At 61.9% G+C, this 17,225-nt stretch carries 18 protein-coding genes and 2 pseudogenes; 12 read left to right on the top strand and 8 right to left on the bottom strand.

Features of this window, described 5'->3' with window-relative positions:
* Window positions 1-189: 189 nt before the first annotated feature.
* On the top strand, window positions 190-507 hold the full coding sequence (locus tag BB934_RS40250; RefSeq protein ID WP_157934626.1) for a hypothetical protein: 318 nt from the start codon (window positions 190-192) through the stop codon (window positions 505-507).
* 72 nt (window positions 508-579) lie between these two features.
* Here BB934_RS40250 and BB934_RS40245 read toward each other — a convergent pair whose 3' ends face one another.
* Window positions 580-795 (bottom strand): hypothetical protein, encoded by a 216-nt coding sequence (locus tag BB934_RS40245; protein ID WP_173909564.1) that lies wholly within the window; start codon window positions 793-795, stop codon window positions 580-582.
* A gap of 1,075 nt (window positions 796-1,870) precedes the next feature.
* On the opposite strand from BB934_RS40245, the gene BB934_RS40240 reads away from it, so the two are divergent.
* Both BB934_RS40240 and BB934_RS40235 read left to right on the top strand, forming a co-directional pair.
* On the top strand, window positions 1,871-2,155 hold the full coding sequence (locus BB934_RS40240) for a hypothetical protein (protein ID WP_099515230.1): 285 nt from the start codon (window positions 1,871-1,873) through the stop codon (window positions 2,153-2,155).
* A 231-nt stretch (window positions 2,156-2,386) separates the two neighbouring features.
* A pseudogene (locus BB934_RS40235) lies at window positions 2,387-3,067 on the top strand (transposase); the annotation flags it as partial.
* A 469-nt stretch (window positions 3,068-3,536) separates the two neighbouring features.
* Here BB934_RS40235 and BB934_RS40230 read toward each other — a convergent pair.
* Window positions 3,537-3,674 (bottom strand): annotated as a pseudogene (locus tag BB934_RS40230) (ATP-binding protein); the annotation flags it as partial.
* On the opposite strand from BB934_RS40230, the gene BB934_RS40225 reads away from it, so the two are divergent.
* Window positions 3,644-4,180 carry a hypothetical protein gene (locus BB934_RS40225; protein WP_162299260.1) on the top strand — a complete coding sequence of 179 codons (537 nt, stop codon included), beginning with the start codon at window positions 3,644-3,646 and terminating at the stop codon, window positions 4,178-4,180. The pseudogene BB934_RS40230 and the gene BB934_RS40225 sit on opposite strands and share 31 nt — an antisense overlap.
* On the top strand, window positions 4,174-6,279 hold the full coding sequence (locus tag BB934_RS40220; RefSeq protein ID WP_099510182.1) for a recombinase family protein: 2,106 nt from the start codon (window positions 4,174-4,176) through the stop codon (window positions 6,277-6,279). The genes BB934_RS40225 and BB934_RS40220 overlap by 7 nt, the downstream gene beginning before the upstream one ends.
* Here the strand turns inward: BB934_RS40220 and istB are convergent.
* The 3 genes from istB to BB934_RS40205 form a co-directional block, all read right to left on the bottom strand.
* On the bottom strand, window positions 6,274-6,924 hold the full coding sequence (istB, locus tag BB934_RS40215) for an IS21-like element helper ATPase IstB (RefSeq protein ID WP_418294834.1): 651 nt from the start codon (window positions 6,922-6,924) through the stop codon (window positions 6,274-6,276). The genes BB934_RS40220 and istB overlap by 6 nt on opposite strands.
* Window positions 6,925-6,942: 18 nt before the next feature.
* Window positions 6,943-8,481: an IS21 family transposase gene (gene istA, locus BB934_RS40210; protein ID WP_099509451.1), complete on the bottom strand. Its 1,539-nt coding sequence runs from the start codon at window positions 8,479-8,481 to the stop codon at window positions 6,943-6,945.
* A gap of 151 nt (window positions 8,482-8,632) precedes the next feature.
* The gene (locus BB934_RS40205) at window positions 8,633-9,292 is read right to left on the bottom strand and encodes a hypothetical protein (protein ID WP_157934625.1); all 660 of its coding nucleotides are present in this window, start codon (window positions 9,290-9,292) and stop codon (window positions 8,633-8,635) included.
* A 92-nt stretch (window positions 9,293-9,384) separates the two neighbouring features.
* On the opposite strand from BB934_RS40205, the gene BB934_RS40200 reads away from it, so the two are divergent.
* Window positions 9,385-10,119: an alpha/beta fold hydrolase gene (locus tag BB934_RS40200; protein ID WP_099515228.1), complete on the top strand. Its 735-nt coding sequence runs from the start codon at window positions 9,385-9,387 to the stop codon at window positions 10,117-10,119.
* A 177-nt stretch (window positions 10,120-10,296) separates the two neighbouring features.
* On the opposite strand, the gene BB934_RS40195 is transcribed toward BB934_RS40200, so the two are convergent.
* The gene (locus tag BB934_RS40195; RefSeq protein ID WP_335645683.1) at window positions 10,297-10,638 is read right to left on the bottom strand and encodes a DUF6489 family protein; all 342 of its coding nucleotides are present in this window, start codon (window positions 10,636-10,638) and stop codon (window positions 10,297-10,299) included.
* Between the two features lie 283 nt (window positions 10,639-10,921).
* On the opposite strand from BB934_RS40195, the gene BB934_RS40185 reads away from it, so the two are divergent.
* From BB934_RS40185 to BB934_RS40160, 6 genes are all read left to right on the top strand, one after another.
* The gene (locus BB934_RS40185; RefSeq protein ID WP_157934624.1) at window positions 10,922-11,266 is read left to right on the top strand and encodes a response regulator; all 345 of its coding nucleotides are present in this window, start codon (window positions 10,922-10,924) and stop codon (window positions 11,264-11,266) included.
* Between the two features lie 71 nt (window positions 11,267-11,337).
* Entirely contained in the window at window positions 11,338-11,595 is a 258-nt protein-coding gene (locus BB934_RS40180) for a DUF6894 family protein (protein ID WP_099515224.1), read from the top strand.
* Window positions 11,596-12,726: 1,131 nt separating this feature from the next.
* Window positions 12,727-12,993: a DUF6894 family protein gene (locus tag BB934_RS40170; protein WP_099515222.1), complete on the top strand. Its 267-nt coding sequence runs from the start codon at window positions 12,727-12,729 to the stop codon at window positions 12,991-12,993.
* 50 nt (window positions 12,994-13,043) lie between these two features.
* Window positions 13,044-13,283 carry a hypothetical protein gene (locus tag BB934_RS40165; protein ID WP_099515221.1) on the top strand — a complete coding sequence of 80 codons (240 nt, stop codon included), beginning with the start codon at window positions 13,044-13,046 and terminating at the stop codon, window positions 13,281-13,283.
* Between the two features lie 146 nt (window positions 13,284-13,429).
* Window positions 13,430-13,588, top strand: coding sequence for a hypothetical protein (locus BB934_RS48000; RefSeq protein ID WP_157934623.1), 159 nt, complete (start codon window positions 13,430-13,432; stop codon window positions 13,586-13,588).
* A gap of 170 nt (window positions 13,589-13,758) precedes the next feature.
* Window positions 13,759-13,974, top strand: a complete 216-nt coding sequence (locus BB934_RS40160) for a dodecin family protein (protein ID WP_099515220.1) — start codon at window positions 13,759-13,761, stop codon at window positions 13,972-13,974.
* Between the two features lie 982 nt (window positions 13,975-14,956).
* Here the strand turns inward: BB934_RS40160 and BB934_RS40155 are convergent.
* On the bottom strand, window positions 14,957-15,322 hold the full coding sequence (locus BB934_RS40155; RefSeq protein WP_157934622.1) for a hypothetical protein: 366 nt from the start codon (window positions 15,320-15,322) through the stop codon (window positions 14,957-14,959).
* Between the two features lie 474 nt (window positions 15,323-15,796).
* Entirely contained in the window at window positions 15,797-17,149 is a 1,353-nt protein-coding gene (locus BB934_RS40150) for an IS701 family transposase (protein WP_099515218.1), read from the bottom strand.
* Window positions 17,150-17,225 lie beyond the last annotated feature (76 nt).

Genomic DNA, 17,225 nt, shown 5'->3' with positions numbered 1-17,225 from the left:
GCCCGGCTTGGTGTTGGACGGGTCGTGCTGACAGGGCCATACCGAGACATCCGAAAGGCGTAATTCTCGAAACTCTATTGGGCCCAGGAATTTAGAAGGGGTAGGATTCAACCACCCCCTCTGTATCGCCTTGGATCAGCCTAATGTCTTGGGCAGAACAATACGCCATCTAAGGCTGTAGGGTGCCGCATGCGTTTGGATGAGCCTTTTCCCTTGGAAGCTGTTTCATCGCGGTTGCGACATGCGATCCTGAAGGAGTTTCAGGGGCGCTGTCCCACCATCCGAGAGGTGGCCGAGATTCCAGATCGACGGTGGCTGTCAACTCCCGATGTCGGTCCAAGATCCGTTGAGATCATCCATAACTTCACTGACGCTGCGCAAGAGCAGACAATCCGCCCACCTGACGCTCAATTGACAGATGACGAACTTTTGAAACGTCTTGAATGGCTCCAGAAAGAGGTCCAATGGCTCCTGGATTTTCTGGAGGCAAAACTATGCAAGGAGTGATCCCACACAGGCTTTGCATATATGCCTCCAACGAGTGCCATACCATCCGTGGATGTGGATCATTCGGAGAGATCAGGCTGCCGCTCTTGGGGTTCCTAAACGCACTTCTGCTGCGGCTTCTTTCATGGCGAGAAGAAGAACACCGATGTCGTCATCGAGCAGAGTGATGGCGTTGCGAGCATACTCCCGGAAGCGCTCCTTGTGGATTGTAGCCTCATCATCCCACCGGCATGCTGGTTGCTCGGCTTCATGAATCGCCTGTGCCACTAATTCGACTGTGTAGTCCATCTTTGCATCCACCCGGAGTACAACTCCGGTTCTCGTTTTAGGGAATGTTGAGGTTCGCAGCCTTCAGATGCTGGTCAGCAGAAGGCTTGCTTTGATGAAGGAACTGACGGACGCAACAAAGAGGATCGGCACACGCTGAAGGACAAGCCTTCCGTCCTCGGACAAAGCTAGATTGGCTGATTTGCAGAGGTCTGGCTGTACCCGGAACGACACAGGGGAATAGAACCTGCGCAGTGGGTTTTAATCATCGGTTAACCAATCGAGCGCAGCCTTCTCGTGTGCCTGATGGGCACGGTCGTTCTCCCTGATGGCCGCTTGGCGGCCTACCTCGAGCGCCAGGAGCAACGGGCGCTCTTTCTTTGAGCGCTCCTAACTGCGGGATACGACCATCTCTTCTTGGCTGGACATGCGCCCGTCATGAATATCCAGGGGATGAAACCCCTGAGGTCTTCCCCATGCAGCAGCAGGTTCCAGCAAGGTAAGGGGTGCGCAGGATCCTACAGCCAGCCTTGGGCCATCAGAAGCAAATAGCTGAGCATGATCGCGGTCATGGCAGCCAGCGCAGTAGCCATGGTCACGCTGACGCCTTCCAGCCAATTGTCTTGGACTGGCTCGGCTCTCAGAACGAGCTTGCGGAGCTTACTCGAAATATCATATCGCATCATGAGGTTCGCAGTGCCGCAATTATGCGTTACCTAGTCTCGCGGCTGCGAAAGAAAACCCCATCATCTGTATTCTGTCGGATTCCAGAGGGCCTGCGCGTGGACGCGCATGCGATTAGATTCTGCCTGTGGCAGATAGCTTGAGCGTTATGCTGCAGAGGCATAACACCTCTTCGAGGATTCGACTCCTCAGCAACAGGGCGCATCCCTATATGCTGCAGTGCAGCAAGGGCAATGATTGTCGGCCGCCAGGGCCGTGATCTGCTAGGGGGCCATCCATGTTCGTTATCTACATCCTGTCCAAGATCCGCACCTACAAGCACTCCATGAGACCGTGAACCAATGGCCGGAACTCTCCGACCGGCCGTGACGATTTTGCAAAGCCACGGGTCTTCCTGTTGAAAGCAACCTCGATGCCATCACCCAGGAACAAGCCATCTGCCGTCCGGACCTCGCTCCGTTTCGAGCCGCCGACCTTGGAGGAGGCCATCTATGCCGCGCAGGGGCTCACCGACAACATCGATGGCCAGGCCGAGATTGCCGCACAGCTGATGGGGTTGCCGGAGCCGGATGTCAGAGTCGCAATCCTGAAGGCGCCTCCGCGCAGGCCCGCTCGGCCATCGACCCAAGTTCGGGTCGCAGCAGGCCGACAGACTGTTCTGGTCGAGCGCAGAGCACCCCGTGCCCTGATCCGCTGAGGACTGAGGTCGATCTCAACTGATCGCGTCTCGCCACCAGATCCGTCCCTCGTTCAGTTCCTTAAGCATCCCAGACGTGTGAAGACAGCCCATCCTGACTGTCCATTGGACTGAAAGGCTACCGAGGATGCCCAGGGGCCGCTGGTGACCCAGCTTTGTTCGTAAGGTTCATGGCTACTACGGCAGGATCTGACTCCTCGGGATCGTTCATCATCGGCTTCGGCTCCCATGGCGGTGGAGGCCGAGCATCATCTCATCGTCGCACACGAGGTGACCAATGTCGGCAATGACCGCACCCAACTGCTGGCGATGGGGCAGCAAGCTCGGACCGTGATGGCGTGTGAGGATCTCACCGTGCTGGCGGATCGAGGCTATTATAACGGTGACGAGGTGCTGGCTTGCGAGGGCACCGGTGTCTTGCCCTATGTTCCCAAGACCCAGACCTCCGGCAACGCCAACCGCGGTCTCTTCACCGGGCAGGACTTCGTCTATGACGCTGAGCATGACCACTACACCTGCCCGGCGGGCCAGCATCTGACCAAGGGCAAGGTGCGCTCAGACCGACGGGATACCATCGATCATTACCGCAATCTGACGGCGTGCCCGAGTTGCGCCCTCAAGCCGCGATGCTCGCCGGACACGCACAAGCGGGTGAAGCGCTGGGAGCACGAGGATGTGCTTGACCGGATGCAGGCCCGGCTTGAGCGCATGCCGCAGGCCATGCTCATCCGCCGACAGACGGTGGAGCATCCATTCGGGACCATCAAGGCCTGGATGGGCAGTACGCATTTCCTGATGAAGACCCTGGAGAAGGTCAGAACCGAGATGAGCCTGCACGTGCTGGCCTACAACCTGAAGCGGATGATCACCATCCTGGGTGTCCGGCCCCTGCTGAGGGCTCTGGCAGTCTGAACCCTCTTGCCGACGCGGATCACGCCCAAATAGCAGCCAGCGCACATCGCTCGAAATCGCGTTTCCACACGGCCTCGGTCAAGGAGAGCCATCCAGCTTGGCCGTGCGAAGGTCCACTAGTTGCTCTTAACCTGCCCTCCCCTGCCCCGCGGCCGGAGAAGCACGGCGGCTGGCGGAAAATAGCGAAGCGATGCGTTGATCCTGACAGCCCAGGCCGCATGTGAGCTCCTCTGGGAGAGCCTGAGGTTGTGTGGGGCACTCGGGAGCGCTTCAGGGCAGCCGTCATTGATGGGCAGGTCAAGGTGTCGCGATAGCGGGCTCCTGAAACGGATTTATTCCCGGGTCGCCACAGATCCTGACACTTCCCTCATTTGCGCATCTCGCGGATCGTGAGCGCTCATTTCGTGGGATCGTGAGCAGGCATTTCACGCGATCATGAGCGGTCGCGTCGACCGATGGGGTGATGGAGTCAGGAGATTTGGTCGCCGTCAAGAGGGCGGGCTCTGGCGTTCTGCTTTCTCATGCTTTCTCCGGCGAGTTGAAGGCGGTGGGCATTGTGAACAAGACGATCCAAGATTGCGTCTCCAAGAGTGGGATTCCCGAACATTCCAGAATGCCTCGATCCTTGACCGGCTCGTGTCTCATGTGACGGTCATCGATCCCCGACACGCGCTGAGCGGACAGCAGTTCGACCTCGTGTCCATGCACTCCCCGCGCGGAGCCTCGTTTGTCGTCATTGCCCTGCCCGATGGCCGTCGGCGCTCCATTCGCCGCTCCATCACCGATCTGGCCGCGGCCAGCCACGGCGAGCATCCAGGGACGGCGGACGAGACCCTGCGGGTCAGCATTCGCACCCTGCTCCCACTGGCGCAGCATTTGGCCACCATGATCACCGCGTCCGAACCGAAGGTGATCCACGATGGCCCAACGCTGTCCCTTGAACCGGGAGCCCGCTTCTCCGACCAGGCTGCACCTGCACCGCTCTCGGCACCAACCGATCCGGCCGTGGCCGAACCTCCCGGCCGAGACGCAAACGCAGATGGCTCAGCTTCTGGCCGAGCTTGTGCGACGGATGCACCCGATGCCGCCGATCAGGGAGAAGACCGATGCTGAGCGTCACGAACCCTTCTGACGAGCGGCTGACCTCGGCCCGCCGCGCCAAGCTGGCCTATATCTACGTGCGCCAGTCCACGGTGACCCAGATCAAGCATCACCAGGAGAGCACCGAGCTGCAGTACCGCCTGGTCGATCGCGCCGAGGATCTCGGCTGGCCGCGCGAGCGGATCCAGGTCATCGACGAGGATCTGGGCAAATCCGGCGCCGGCACGACCGACCGCCAGGGCTTCCAGAAGCTGATTTCCGAGATCAGTCTCGGCCATGCCGGCCTGGTCATGAGCCTCGACGCCTCACGGCTGGCGCGCAACAACCGCGACTGGCATCAGCTGCTGGAATTGTGCTCGCTGTTCGGGGTTCTTCTTGCCGATGGCGAGCGTCTGTTCGATCCGTGTGCGTATCATGATCGCCTGCTGCTCGGCCTGTCCGGCATCATGAGTGAAGCGGAACTGCACCAGATCAGACTGCGCCTGCATCAGGGCGAACGGCAGAAGGCGGCTCGCGGCGAACTGCGCCTGCCGGTCCCGGCCGGTCTGGTCCATGACCGCTCCGGGGCCGTGACGCTCAACCCGGATGAGGAGGTCCAAGCCCGTGTGGCTCTGGTCTTCGCCAAATTCCGCGAACTGCACAGCGCCCATGCGGTCAGGCGCTATCTTCGGGCGAATGGGCTGCCGCTGCCGGTGCGTCCGCTGAGGGGGCCCTCACCGCACGACGTGGTCTGGCGCGAGGCGACCAGCGCCCGCGTCCGCAGCATTCTTCAAAATCCCGCCCTCGCCGGCGCGTATGTGTATGGTCGGCGGCGACAGGCTCCCGGTCAGGCGCGGGCAGGATCGTGCCGCCCCAGCACGATCAAGGTTCCCGTTGCCGAATGGGAGGTCTGCCTGCAGGAATCTCATCCGGGCTACATCAGCTGGGAGGAGTTCATGGCCAACCAGCGGCGTCTGGCCGATAACGTCAACCGCTACGACGCTGATCATGTCGGCGTCCCGCGCAAAGGTGCAGCGCTGCTGCAGGGCATTGCCATGTGCGGCCGCTGCGGCCGCCGCATGAGTCTGCGTTACACGGGCCCGCAGGGCGATTATCCGGTTTATTGCTGCCGGGCCGACCGGGATCAGACCGGGGCGCCTCTCTGTCAGGAGGTGCGGGCTCTGGCAGTGGATGCCCGCGTCGAGGCGATCCTGCTGGAAGCGCTGAAGCCCGACCAGATCGCCATTGCGCTGGCCGCCCTTGGGCAGTTGGACCGGGAGGCGCGGCAGCTCGAGCGGCAGTGGGGGCTGCGGCGCGAGCGCGCCCGGTATGAGGCGGAGCGAGCCCAGCGCCAGTACGATGCGGTCGAGCCCGAGAACCGGCTGGTGGCCCGTTCTCTGGAACGGGCTTGGGAGGAGAAGCTGCGTGCGGTCGAGGCGGTCGACCAGGAGCACGATCGCTGGCGGCGTGAACAGCCTCTGGTCTTGAGCGCTGATGATCGTGCAACGCTGCAGGCTCTGGGCCAGAATCTGCCGCAGGTGTGGCATGCGGTGACAACCACGGCGGCGGACCGCAAACGCATCCTGCGCTTCGTTATTCGCGAGGTGATCCTGGATCAGAAGAGGATCACAGGGCATGTCTGGCTCAAGATCCTGTGGCAGACCGGGGCAACGAGCGAGCATGCCGTGCAACGGCGGGTTCACACCTATAAGGACTATGCCGATCTCGATCGTTTGCGGCAGCAGATCACGGAGCTGAATGCGGCCGGCAAGATGGACAAGGAGATCGCGCAGATCCTGAATCAAGAGGGCTTCACCACCGCCCGTGGTTGTCGCTTCCGAGGTGAGAATGTCTGGCTGCTGCGGGACCGTTGGGGCATTGCGACCGTGAAGATCAACGGTGTTGCAGCCAATCCGATGCGCTGGTCGGACGGAAGCTATTCGGTTCAGGGAGTGGCTTCGCTGTTGGGCGTGACGCCGCAGGTCATCTTCGATTATCTGGCCCGTGGCTTCCTCGTGGGGCGGCAACTGGTCAAAGGACAGCCTTGGCAAATCGATCCGACGGACGATCAGATCCGGTATCTGCAGAATCGTTTACAACGCATCAGACGATCAAAAAAGGTGGCATCATGAGATCTTCGCGTCCCCAATCAGGTCATGCCATGCGTCCACGGGAACCTGGCTCGTGACGATGGTCGATGAGCGGCCGTGACGATCGTCGAGGATTTCCAGGAGATCGCGCCGCTCGGACCCGGTGAGCACTGACAAGCCCCAATCATCGAGGATCAGCACCTGTACGCGACCGAGGGCCTTGAGCAGGCGGCCATAGCGCCCGTCGCCGCGCGCGAGCGCCAATGCCTCGAACAGGCGCGGCACGCGGTGGTAGAGCACCGAGCGGTTATCCCGGCAGGCCTTGTGGCCGAGCGCGCAGGCGATCCAGCTCTTGCCGAGGCCGGCCGCCCCTGTAATCAGCACATTCTCATGCCGGTCGATCCAGTCGCCAACAACCAGCCGGGCAAAGACCGCGCGATCGATGCCGCGCGGGGTTCGCCAATCGACGTCCTCGACGCAGGCGTTCTGGCGCAGCGCCGCGAACTTGAGCCGCGCGGTGAGACGCTTGGTGTCGCGCTCGGCCGCTTCGCGGTCGACCAACAGCCCGATGCGCTCCTCAAAGGACAGAGCGTCGAGATCGGGCAATCGTCGCTGCTCCTCGAAGGCTTTGGCCATGCCGGTCAGGCCAAGCGCGATCAGGCGCTCATGGGTGGGATGGGTCAGCATCGGTTGGGTCTCCTGGGTTCAGTGGAAGTAACCCTGGCCGCGGATGTTGCCGTGGCGCAGGGGTTCGTGGTCGGGCGTCTCGTCAACGACGGCGCGGTCGAGGCCATTCTTGAGAATCGACCGGATCGAGGCGACGGAGCGTGCCTTGATGAGGAGGCCGCGCCGGCAGGCGGCCTCGACGCGGGTGTCGCCATAGCTCCTGGCCAGCGACAGGATGCCGAGGCAGGTGCGGAAGCCCTGCTCGGGATGTGGACGGTCGGCGATCACCGCCTCGAAGAAAGCCGCGACGGAGGGCCCAATCCGTTCACCGGCGGCGATCAGGCCTCGTGGGGTCCACTGGCCGTGGCGGCGATGGGCGCTCGGCATATGCTCGGCAACGGTGGTGTGGCCGCGCCGGTTCGGCGCCCGGGCATGGCTGGCGACCCGCTGGCCCTTGTGGAAGATCTCGACCGTCGCACCGGCAAGGCGCACGTCGACGAGTTCCCGGATCAGGCGGTAGGGCACGGAGTACCAGTGGCCGTCGACCTCGACATGGTAGTCCGGCGCGACGCGGCAGCGCTTCCAGCGGGCGAAGACGTAGGGCTCGTCTGGCAGCGCTCCCAGCCGGGGCCGGTCGATCTCGGCAAAGAGTTCGGCCCGGCTGGAGCCGAAGCCGCGCATCTGGCGGGCGTTGAGTTCGACGACCAGGCTGCGAATGGCGCGATTGAGCTCGGCGAGCGCGAAGAAGCGATGGTTGCGCAGCCGGGCCAGGATCCAGCGCTGGGCGATTTGGACCGCGACCTCAACTTTGGCCTTATCCTTCGGGCGTCTCGGCCGCGCCGCGAGAATGGCGGTGCCGTAATGGCCGGCCATCTCGGCATAGGTGCGGTTGAGGCCGGGATCGTAGCGGTCGGGATTGGTCACCGCCGCCTTGAGGTTGTCGCAGATCACGAACTTCGGAACCCCGCCCAGGAAGGCAAACAGGTTGGCGTGCACGGCAATCCAGTCCGGCAGGCTCTCGCTCGCGCAGGCCTCGGCATAGGTGTAGTTGGAGGCGCCCATGGCGGCGACGAACAGCTTCATGGGATGGGCTTGGCCGGTCAGCGGATCGAAGACGTCGATGGTGTCGCCGGCAAAATCGACAAACACCTTCTCGCCGCCCCTGTGGGTCTGGCGCATTGTTGGGCGAACGCGCCCCTTCCAGGCCTCGTAGGTGGTGCAGAACCAGGTGTAGCCGAAGCCATCGGGATGGGCGGCGCGATATTCCTCCCAGAGCAGCACGCGCGTCACGCCACGCCGGCGCAGCTCCTTCTCGACATAAACCCAGTCGGGGACCGGGCGCCGATCGGTCTGAGCCGAGGATGGTGCCGGAAACAGCAGGAGTTCGAGCGCGTCGTCATCGAGCCCGTCCGGCAGCGGCCAGCTCAGCCCTGCCAGACGGGCGCGGCGCAGGTAGCCATGAACGACGCCATTGCTGATCCCCAGCGTGCGCGCGATGACGCGCTCGGTCAGGCCTTGGACATGTCTTAAACGAAGTACTTCTCGGATCCGGCGCATCGACAATCTCTGGGTTGGCATCGGGCCTCCTCGTGGGTTGAACGAGGCACCCGTAGCCGGTTGAGTTGTCGGCCGAAGCTCCCGGCACCTCCGAAAAGGTGCTCACGATCCTCTGAAATCGTTGCTCACGGTGCCGCGAAATCGCTGCTCACGATCACGCGAAACACGCACCTCATTGCCAGAACGGCATCCTGACTTTCCGGTCAGTGGGAAACTTGGCGTTCATCAGCGGCTCTGCATACGTGAACTGCAGCCGTCTCCGGAACGCCGGAGGCGTCTCGACGATCTGGATGTCGCGCGCCAGCCCCTCATCTGGCCAGAAGGACGGCTTCTGCCCGCCCATGAAGGTCACCTCCTGGGTCCACGGTGGGACCTCAAGATCCCAGCGCTGCGCCAAGTGCTCGCCGATCGCTCCGAGCCACGCATCGTTCCTTGGATCTCCGGTCGGGATCGGTACCGGATCGAGCATGGCCTGCTGGGCCGCCTTGTCCTTCTCCAGATAGAAGGCCTGCCCGAACGCGCCCGAGGCCAGCCCAAAACAATCGCCATCCTCCCTCGCCAACGCAGCGACTTCAGCCAAGGACTTCGGCTTCGCGTTCAGCACCACGCCACAGCCGAAGCGATCAAGCGCATACTCAAACTGGGACAGCCTCCTCTCAAGGGTGCGAGCGAGGTCGCCAACCTCCTTCTCTTTCCGCTCAAGGTAAGGCGCAACGAGGCACTTCAGCCGCCTTGCGCTCGTGATGCCGGCCTGAGCCGCAATGCGGATGGCCGGTTCAAGGTCGTCGTAGCCGATGTCGTCCCTCGAGCGGAGCGAGGCAAGGAACGTCATCGGGACAAGCAAACTAGCGGGCGCGCAGAGAACACGCAGTCCGGTGCGCTCCCAAGACGGGTACATTCCTGTCGGGAACCTGGCTGGCGCGGATGGCCCGTGACCGAACACGGCCGGCAGGACATCCTCCACCCAGTCATTGGAAAGCCCGATGCTTCGGCCAGCGCCCACCACCGCTTGGCGGACGATCCCGGACTTCCCCTCGAGGGAGATGTCAGCCTCGATGCGGGTGCCGTCATCGGACCAGCTATGGCGCACAAGGATCGCGCTTCGGCCATGCCGTGCTCGACCACCTGGTTGAGGGGGGTCGGCCGGTTGTCCTGGTTGGCTGCTCGCAGGGCGGCAGCATCGCGATCGATGCCGCCCTCGCTTCGCCCGATCGCGTCGCAGGGCTCGTCCTAATCGCGCCGTCGGTCAGCGGAGCGCCCTCGGCAACACCCCACGAGGCTGTCCGCCGCCTGCTCGATGCGATTGATCGGGCCGAGAAGTCAGGCGATCTCGATCAGGTGAATCGGCTGGAAGCCGCGCTCTGGCTAGATGGACCGTTGGCGGCCCAGGGGCGCGTTAAAGAACCGGCGCGCGCACTGTTCCTGGCCATGAATGGCATTGCGCTGGCAGCCCCGGTGATCGGTCGCGTTCATCAGCCCGCCCTGGCCTGGGACCAGCTCGACCGGATTGCCGGTCCCGTGCGCGTCCTTTGCGGTGACCTCGACGTCCCCCATGTCCAGGCGCGCTGCTGCCAGCTGGCGGTGGCGCTTCCGGATGCTCGGCTTGAGATCCTGCCTGGCGTCGCCCATCTGCCGAGCCTCGGAAACCCGACCTTTTGACTGCTCACCTATCGGATCTGCTTGCCGGATGTCTGCGCGCTTGAGCGCTACCGCACCTCACCCCCGGTTTCCCGGAAGGACATCGTCCAGCGGTCTTCGGCGCCCTTCAGGAGACAGCGTCTCGTGAGTTCCTGGACAGCCGGTGAGATGTAATGACCGCGGAGACCGACCAGGTGCCTATTTCGTCCTTGCCGAGCTCATCTGGGATGCGAACATGTCCTGCCATTGTTCGAAGCCTTTGACGGCCGTTGGCAACCAGGCCCTGATCATCGCATCCGGCTCCATCGCCGTCAGGTTGGCAGACAGGCGCTCCTGCATCTCTCTCATCAAGTGCTCCTGCATGGGCTGTACATCCGGCAAGCCGAAGAAGGCGCGTGCTTCCTCCGGTGTGCAATCAACGTTCATCGTGACCTTCATCTGAAGCTTCCTTTCGGCGGTCAGCCATTTGGCCGACGTGGGTCTCCATGACAGCGGCGAGCAAAAGGGTTGGTTCCAAGTTGCCGCTACGATCTGGTTCATGCGCTTCTCGCAACCTTGCCGGGTCAATCGGGCCAGGACGCGCCTGGCCGAGCTGATGGGGCTCGACCACGAGGATGGCATTGCCGGGTCGCACGGCGCGCAGGCGTAGGATTTCCGGATCGCCGGATGCAGAAAGGCACCCGGATCCTCTCGACCCCCAGACGGAGAACCTCACGTCGGCGTAGGGTAATTTCGCGGGAGGATCCCGTGGAACTGAATTGCGTCTCAAGCGATGAGAGCTACATGCCTCCACATAGGCAGAAACCATGCAAGTGCAGACGCAATGAAGGTCTTGGTCGTCGAAGATGATCCGTTTGTCCGTGAGATGGCCGTGGCAGGCCTGGAGGATGCCGGGTTCGAGGTCAGCGAAGTAGCTAGCGGCAGCCAGGCCCTGGAGCTCCTGCACACCGGGATCGCCGTCGATGCCCTGTTGACCGACATTCGCCTGCCCGGCGCCGATGGCTGGACGGTGGCCAAGGCCTACCGCGAGCGCTTCCCCCATCTGTCCGTCCTGTACGTGACAGGCTATGCGGAGCGAATGATGCCGGTCCCCGGCGGGATCATCCTCTCGAAGCCATACAGGATGGCTCAGGTGATCGGTGTCTTGGGAACATGGGCGACTTTATAGACAGTCCCTCTTGGAACGGGAAACGAGCCCCCTAGCGTTAACGGCCATTGTTCTCAAGTGCTGGAGCGCCGATGCCTCGCTTTTTCTTTGACAGCCATGATGGCGAGGACTTCACGCCAGACCGTGAAGGGGTGGACCTGGAGGACCTCGAAGCGGCCAAGGAAGAAGCCAAGAAAGCTCTCCGCGATATTATATGGGACGAATTGCCGGTCGGGGGCCGGCGCGACTTCACCGTCGATGTAAAGGACGTGGCCGGACAGATCGTCTGGCGGGCTACGCTTTCGCTGGTCGTGGAAAGCCTATCCCAAGCCTCAACAGCAAACACCTGACAGAGAACTCAATCGGCCCATCAATGAGGGCCGCTATTAACACCACGGAAGTTGCCCCACGAATCCTCATGCTCTCCTCATTAACCTGACTGGAACCTAAGGAAGAGCTTGAGGTTGTCAGAGGCCAAGGGAGAGGCACCATCCATGACCCAGCAGACCACCGATAGCTCGGGGACGACCCGGCACCGTGCCGAGGACGACCTGTTCCATTTCGACCGCTCACGGGCCGCCAAGACGACAGAATGCGACACCGGCTTATTCGGCGCCAAAGCCTCGGCACGGCATTGGATGTCTGGCCTGCGCCCTCGGTGGCTTGAGGGCAAATCCCAGCCGCTGGTTCGCTCTCGCTCGGAGATATAACGACAGCTCCGCCAGGCAAGCCCAGAACAGGCCCGATCCTGCTGGAAGGGCCTGTCGTGGCTCGCAGCCACTCGCTTGTTGCGTTGGTCCGGGAACCCGGCTGGTTGATCCAGAATGTCGGGTGGAAGGATGCCTCCGACACTCAGGCTGGCGGCGTAGAGGCATGCTTCGGCTCAGATGGTGTCTGTATACTGGCCTCTCTCGATTCAGGACCGGGGCGGGTGCTCAGCCCGAGACATTTGAGATTGGCTGCCGGTACGAACCTGCAAAGACCATGTCATGCCGATCCGCCTTCGGGTGACGGGCATTCCAAAAGCGAGACTCAGACCCGTCACACACTCCCAAGCCCGCGCTGGGGGTTGGTTTCAGCGTGGCCGCAAAGAAAAAAGCCGGCTCACGTTCGTCATCTTATGGCTCCGCTGAAACCACCGCACCGGTTCGCGAGTTTTGGCCAACATATGTTAGTTGGGGTTTCGCAGGCAGAGCGGTGGGAGAGCCTCATGCTGCCACAGGCTACAGATGCGGCCCTGAGGAATGCGGAGCAGGCGCTGAATAGCCCGAGCGTTCAGCAACAGCCAGGCAGCTTTATCCTCGGCCAATCACTGCGGCGCCAGGACCACGATGTGCCGACAGCAACCATCCCAGGCAATCTGCAAGCTCCTTGTGGCGGAGTTGAAGTACAAGACGGGCGTTGACGTTCACCGCCGAGACGAGATGCTCCCCAAGCAGAAGCAACGATCCCAGCCGTCATCATGAGAGGAGATATGGCTCATGCCCCGGTACTACTTCGACCTCCATCAGGGGGCGCACCTCGTCTCCGAAGACGATGTCGGCTATGACTGCCCCAGTGACGAAGCCGCCCGGCAGGTCGCCCGCATGAGCCACGGGTTGGTTGCGCTCGACCCGGTGCTCTCCAGTCCTGCCGGGAACTATCATTTTGTGGTCCTGAACGAGGACAGGCAGAGCATCTTCACCATGCCCATATCGCAGGGAACCTCCTCGAGCGCTGCATCATCGGGTGTTTCGCTTCTGTCCTGAACGTGGGCAGGGGCAGGCTTGAGCGACCACATTGACCGGCGAGGTCCCCAATGACTTGTGAGGATCTGGTCGCCCAGTGCTTTTTGGACGAGCAGGCGCCGCTCGCGGTTCCTGAGCTGAACCGCGAGCGAAGTCTGAAGTACCTGCAGTGCTGCTATCAGCAGGGCATGTCATGGGAAGATGCCAAGCAGCAGATCCAAGCATTTCTCCAGCAGAGGGGTGTCCCCCATCAGGGGATTGTGCGGCAGCTGCAGCTCGCCAAGCCGCTGCTCCAGCCGTGGTTGGACTGAACCCCCTGCCACTTCATTAGCCGTATCGCTGCCATGAGGAACGGCGCCTCGAGCGTCTCCGAAATCGGAATGGGCGTTTATGGAACGGCGAACCACGGCGTCTGTTGGCCGTTGGTAGGCGAGAAACTCTATCGGAGGCATGAGTCATGGAGGCGTTTCGCCGCGACCAGGCGGCCGAGTATCGCCAGCAGGCTGAGACGATCCGCAGCCTCGCACAGCAGGTCTCACTCCTCGAGGCCAAGTTCCACCTGTTTGAGGCGGCCCAGCACCTGGAGGAGCTGGCGGCGGGCGAGGATCGCCGATAGGCCATTTTGGAACGACGTCAGCCGCGTGAACTCCGACCCGGCGTGGAGGGCCCTCGAGCCTCGAGCAAGGGCCGCACGGGAAGATCCGAGATTTAATCCGTCATGGAGCAGGGTTGCAGCGCCGCAAGACGCTTTTGGCATCTTGCACTTTCCGGACAGGGAGAAATCAGATGGCAGAGAGTGTTTACAAGGTCATCGAACTTGTAGGGACGAGCACCGAATCTTGGGAAAAAGCCGCGAGTGCAGTCGTAGAGCGCGCGGCCGAGACTTTGCGCGATCTTCGCGTCGCTGAGGTCGTCGAGCAGGACATCAGCATCAACGACGGAAAAGTGGAATTCTACCGTGTGAAGCTGAAACTGTCGTTCAAATATGAAGCCGCTGACTGAGGTCTTCTGCAGAGCGAACAAGCGATGGCCGAGGCGCGATCGGTTCGGCCACCGCCGTTACTATTTCCAGCCCGTGTGATCCTTTACTGGACAGCAGAACGCATCGGTGATGCCGGGCGAGTTGCTGGGAAAGCGTCCATGACGTGCGCCATCATGGGATCAAACGCTTGCCGTGGACCCAAACTAAAGTCGAAATGCTCGATCGTTGGCGTTTCGCTAAAAGGCCGAGACCAGCGGCGAAGGGTCAGAAAAGAAAAAAGCCGGGCTTGAGGCCCGTCGAAGTAGAGGTCCGACGAACGTCAAAACCTTTCAGAGGGAATGGCTGACACGGCTTCGCCGGGAGGAAAAAGGCGGTGCCGCGTCGAAATCAGCCAAGGGTGATATCGGCCTCACCGCCCCTCTTTGCAATGCACCATGCCTCATAAAAGGGCTGCATTGAGAACATGGCTTGGGATCTGCCTTTGATCGGCTCGGTCTAGGAAGCCCCTTCCAGGGAGCAAATTGCGATGAATACGGAAAGGACCCCAAGCAATGGGATGAGTTCGTTGAACACCGACACCATGACTGCCTCGCAACGGTAACGGCCCCAGCACAACCCCCTAAGCTGGAACACTATGCGTCAGTAACGCCCTACCCGTGGGAAAGGATTGCTCTCGAGTGCTCCCTGTGTCGGCAAGTTCCGCCTCAATTTTGAGCATTGTGCAAGGCGGATAGCGTCGCTGCTCGTCTTTGCCATTGAGACACCGTTCAATGAATTCGCTTTTTCGAACCTGAACCGGCACGGGACTGTGTGGGAATGTGTGTTGCCGCCTTGGGGGCAGGTCATGGTTGAACATAGCTCCCCGGAGCTTCCCTGTTTGGGGCGCTAAAGGACGTGACGCCTGGACGATAAATGTTCAACGGCAAAGCCGTTATAAGCGGAAAGTCGCATCAAACAGGTGATACCAGGCGCGATTTCCTGGCAGGGATCTTCTGATGACGGTTAGCCGCGTCTCAAGAACTCCAGCCCGAGTGGAAGGTCATGCCCCTGCCGAGCTGGCCTCATCGGCTTGATGCGGGACGCCGGCCTGGGCGGCGCCTCGGCGATCCAAGCGGGTTCACCCTCAAGGGTCTCGAGCGCGGCTCCAGCTTCGGCATGGAGCATTGCGTCCGTCAGCCATTGAGCGTGCTGCGCGGCAGGGAACTGTGACAGATAGCGCCGATCCCTGTCATCAAAGGCGATCTCCAGGTTCCCGTCGCCCATGTCGCTGATTTGGATCATGATGCGATCAAGCAGCCGCTCTTCGATGAGGTATCCATCCATCTGGGCGGTCGTTACAGCACCGGCTCTCGTGATCAACCTCTTCATGCCACAACCTCTCTGAACCAGCAGATGATCCATCTCGCGGAGCGCCTCACGGTGAAGCGCTGTGGTCGTTCACGCTTCCAAGGTTCGGGCCAGTGTAGGCAGCATTATTGACGGCGCGGTACGGGATTCTTAGAACATCGTTAACCGTAGGACTGAGATGGCGGGGCTCAGCGCTGAGCTTAGACAGTTCCAATGACGAGCCCGTCACTTCACACGATATTGTGCAGAACGGCTCATCAAGCTTGGTGTCATCCTTCTCGCCCTCCTCATTTATGTAGGATCGACGCGTCCTTGTGGATCTCATAGCGGGATCGCACGGTCGCCCTTCGCAATAACTGGGTATTTACCGGCCTCATCCAGAGTGTGGAGGTCCCGGACGGCCCCGCCGCATTCATGAGCGTTGTTATTATTCATGCGTAAGATCTCCACGCCGAACGATTTTCTTCCGTCTGCCGTAAGTTCGAGTTTAGCCAATCAAGCGGCGTGGCAGAGTGCGTAAACTAAGCATCGCTGAAGCGCCCGTGAGGGTTTTGGCGTTTTGTGCCGATGCCGGGATGTGAGTAAACCCGTTTCACGCCAGATCTGCTGCCGCACGGCCGCGAGAGTATCCGCAAACGTCGGATGAGACTTGCGGTACCAGCTGTCGATCGAAACAGCCGTGCGGGCGCGTTGCCCGAGTTGGCCTGCCAGCAGGGTCACGATCGAGAACAGCCCGAACAGGCAGGGCGTGGTGCGGGCGACGGCACGATCCGACCATTGCCGCTGGGTCTCCACACCCAAATGCGCCCGAGCCTCTTGGAAGGTGACCTCGACCTGCCACCGCAAGATGAACCAGCGGATAATCTGCACGGGATCCCGCGCGGGATCCGTGCACAGCAGGGCCTGCGGCGAGAAGCGCTTGAGGGGATCGCGCAGCAAGACCCAGCGGATTGGAACGACGGGTCTTCCGCCATGGCGCCACACGGCCGTGGCCGAGCAGAACTCGACCACGCGATCTCCTTCGCCATACCAGCCAGGCACCGTGACGCGGCGCCAGCGCGTGCTCGTCCGGAGCAACACATCGGAAAGGTTCGGCAACCGAGCTCCTTTGGTGCGCGGACGGCCCTTCGTCCCCGGCCGGCGCCGTGAAGCCGGCTCGTAGAGGGCGGCATCCAGGCGAAGCCGGGTAATACAGATCACGCCGCGGCGAGACAGCGCTGCCAGCAGTTCCAGGGCGGCAAAGCCCATATCGGCCACCAGCACCAATTCGCGCTCAGGCAACCACCGCCTGACCTGCAGCATCATCTGACGCGCCCAGTCGGTCAGCTTTTTGTGCCGCTGCCCCCGCTCACGGCAATACCGCTCGGAGGGTGCCAGGGCAGTGAGGAACGGCAGGGCCCAGGTGCGAGCTGCCCATGGAATGGGAGCCAGGAGCATGAGGTTGATCCACCGCAGGCCCGAGGCCTTGACGAAATGAGCATCGGAGGAGCGCACCGGATCGCGGTAGATGCCCTTGGCTTTGATGCGCTTGCCGCGGCGGCGCTCAATGGTGTCATCCAGGCCAAGGATCACCGGACCGGTTGGAATGAAGGTGTGAACCAGCAGGCCCAGCAACAGCCGGGCCGCCTCGCGTCCGTTCCAGCGAGCCCGGCTGAGCACACGATGGTAGTTGACGAAGTGGCGCTCGCGGCTGAGGCCAGTGATACGCAGAAGGCTGGTCACAGTGCGTTTGCCAGGCGCCAGGATGGCCCCAACGAGCAGCACCTCGGCATGGCGCCAAGTGCGGTGGCGAAACAGCGGCGCAAAGGCTACAATGATCGCGGCGAAGCGGGCGGGCAGATGCAGCATGGCGGCGTCTCTTGGCGGAAACTCCGCCAGCCTACCGCATCGTTCGCTTCGCCGCCCGCGCTCCCACATCACCTGC

The organism is Microvirga ossetica (genome assembly GCF_002741015.1).
In the GTDB taxonomy this organism is placed as follows: Bacteria; Pseudomonadota; Alphaproteobacteria; order Rhizobiales; family Beijerinckiaceae; genus Microvirga; species Microvirga ossetica.
This window is presented reverse-complemented; position numbering and strand designations above follow the sequence as displayed.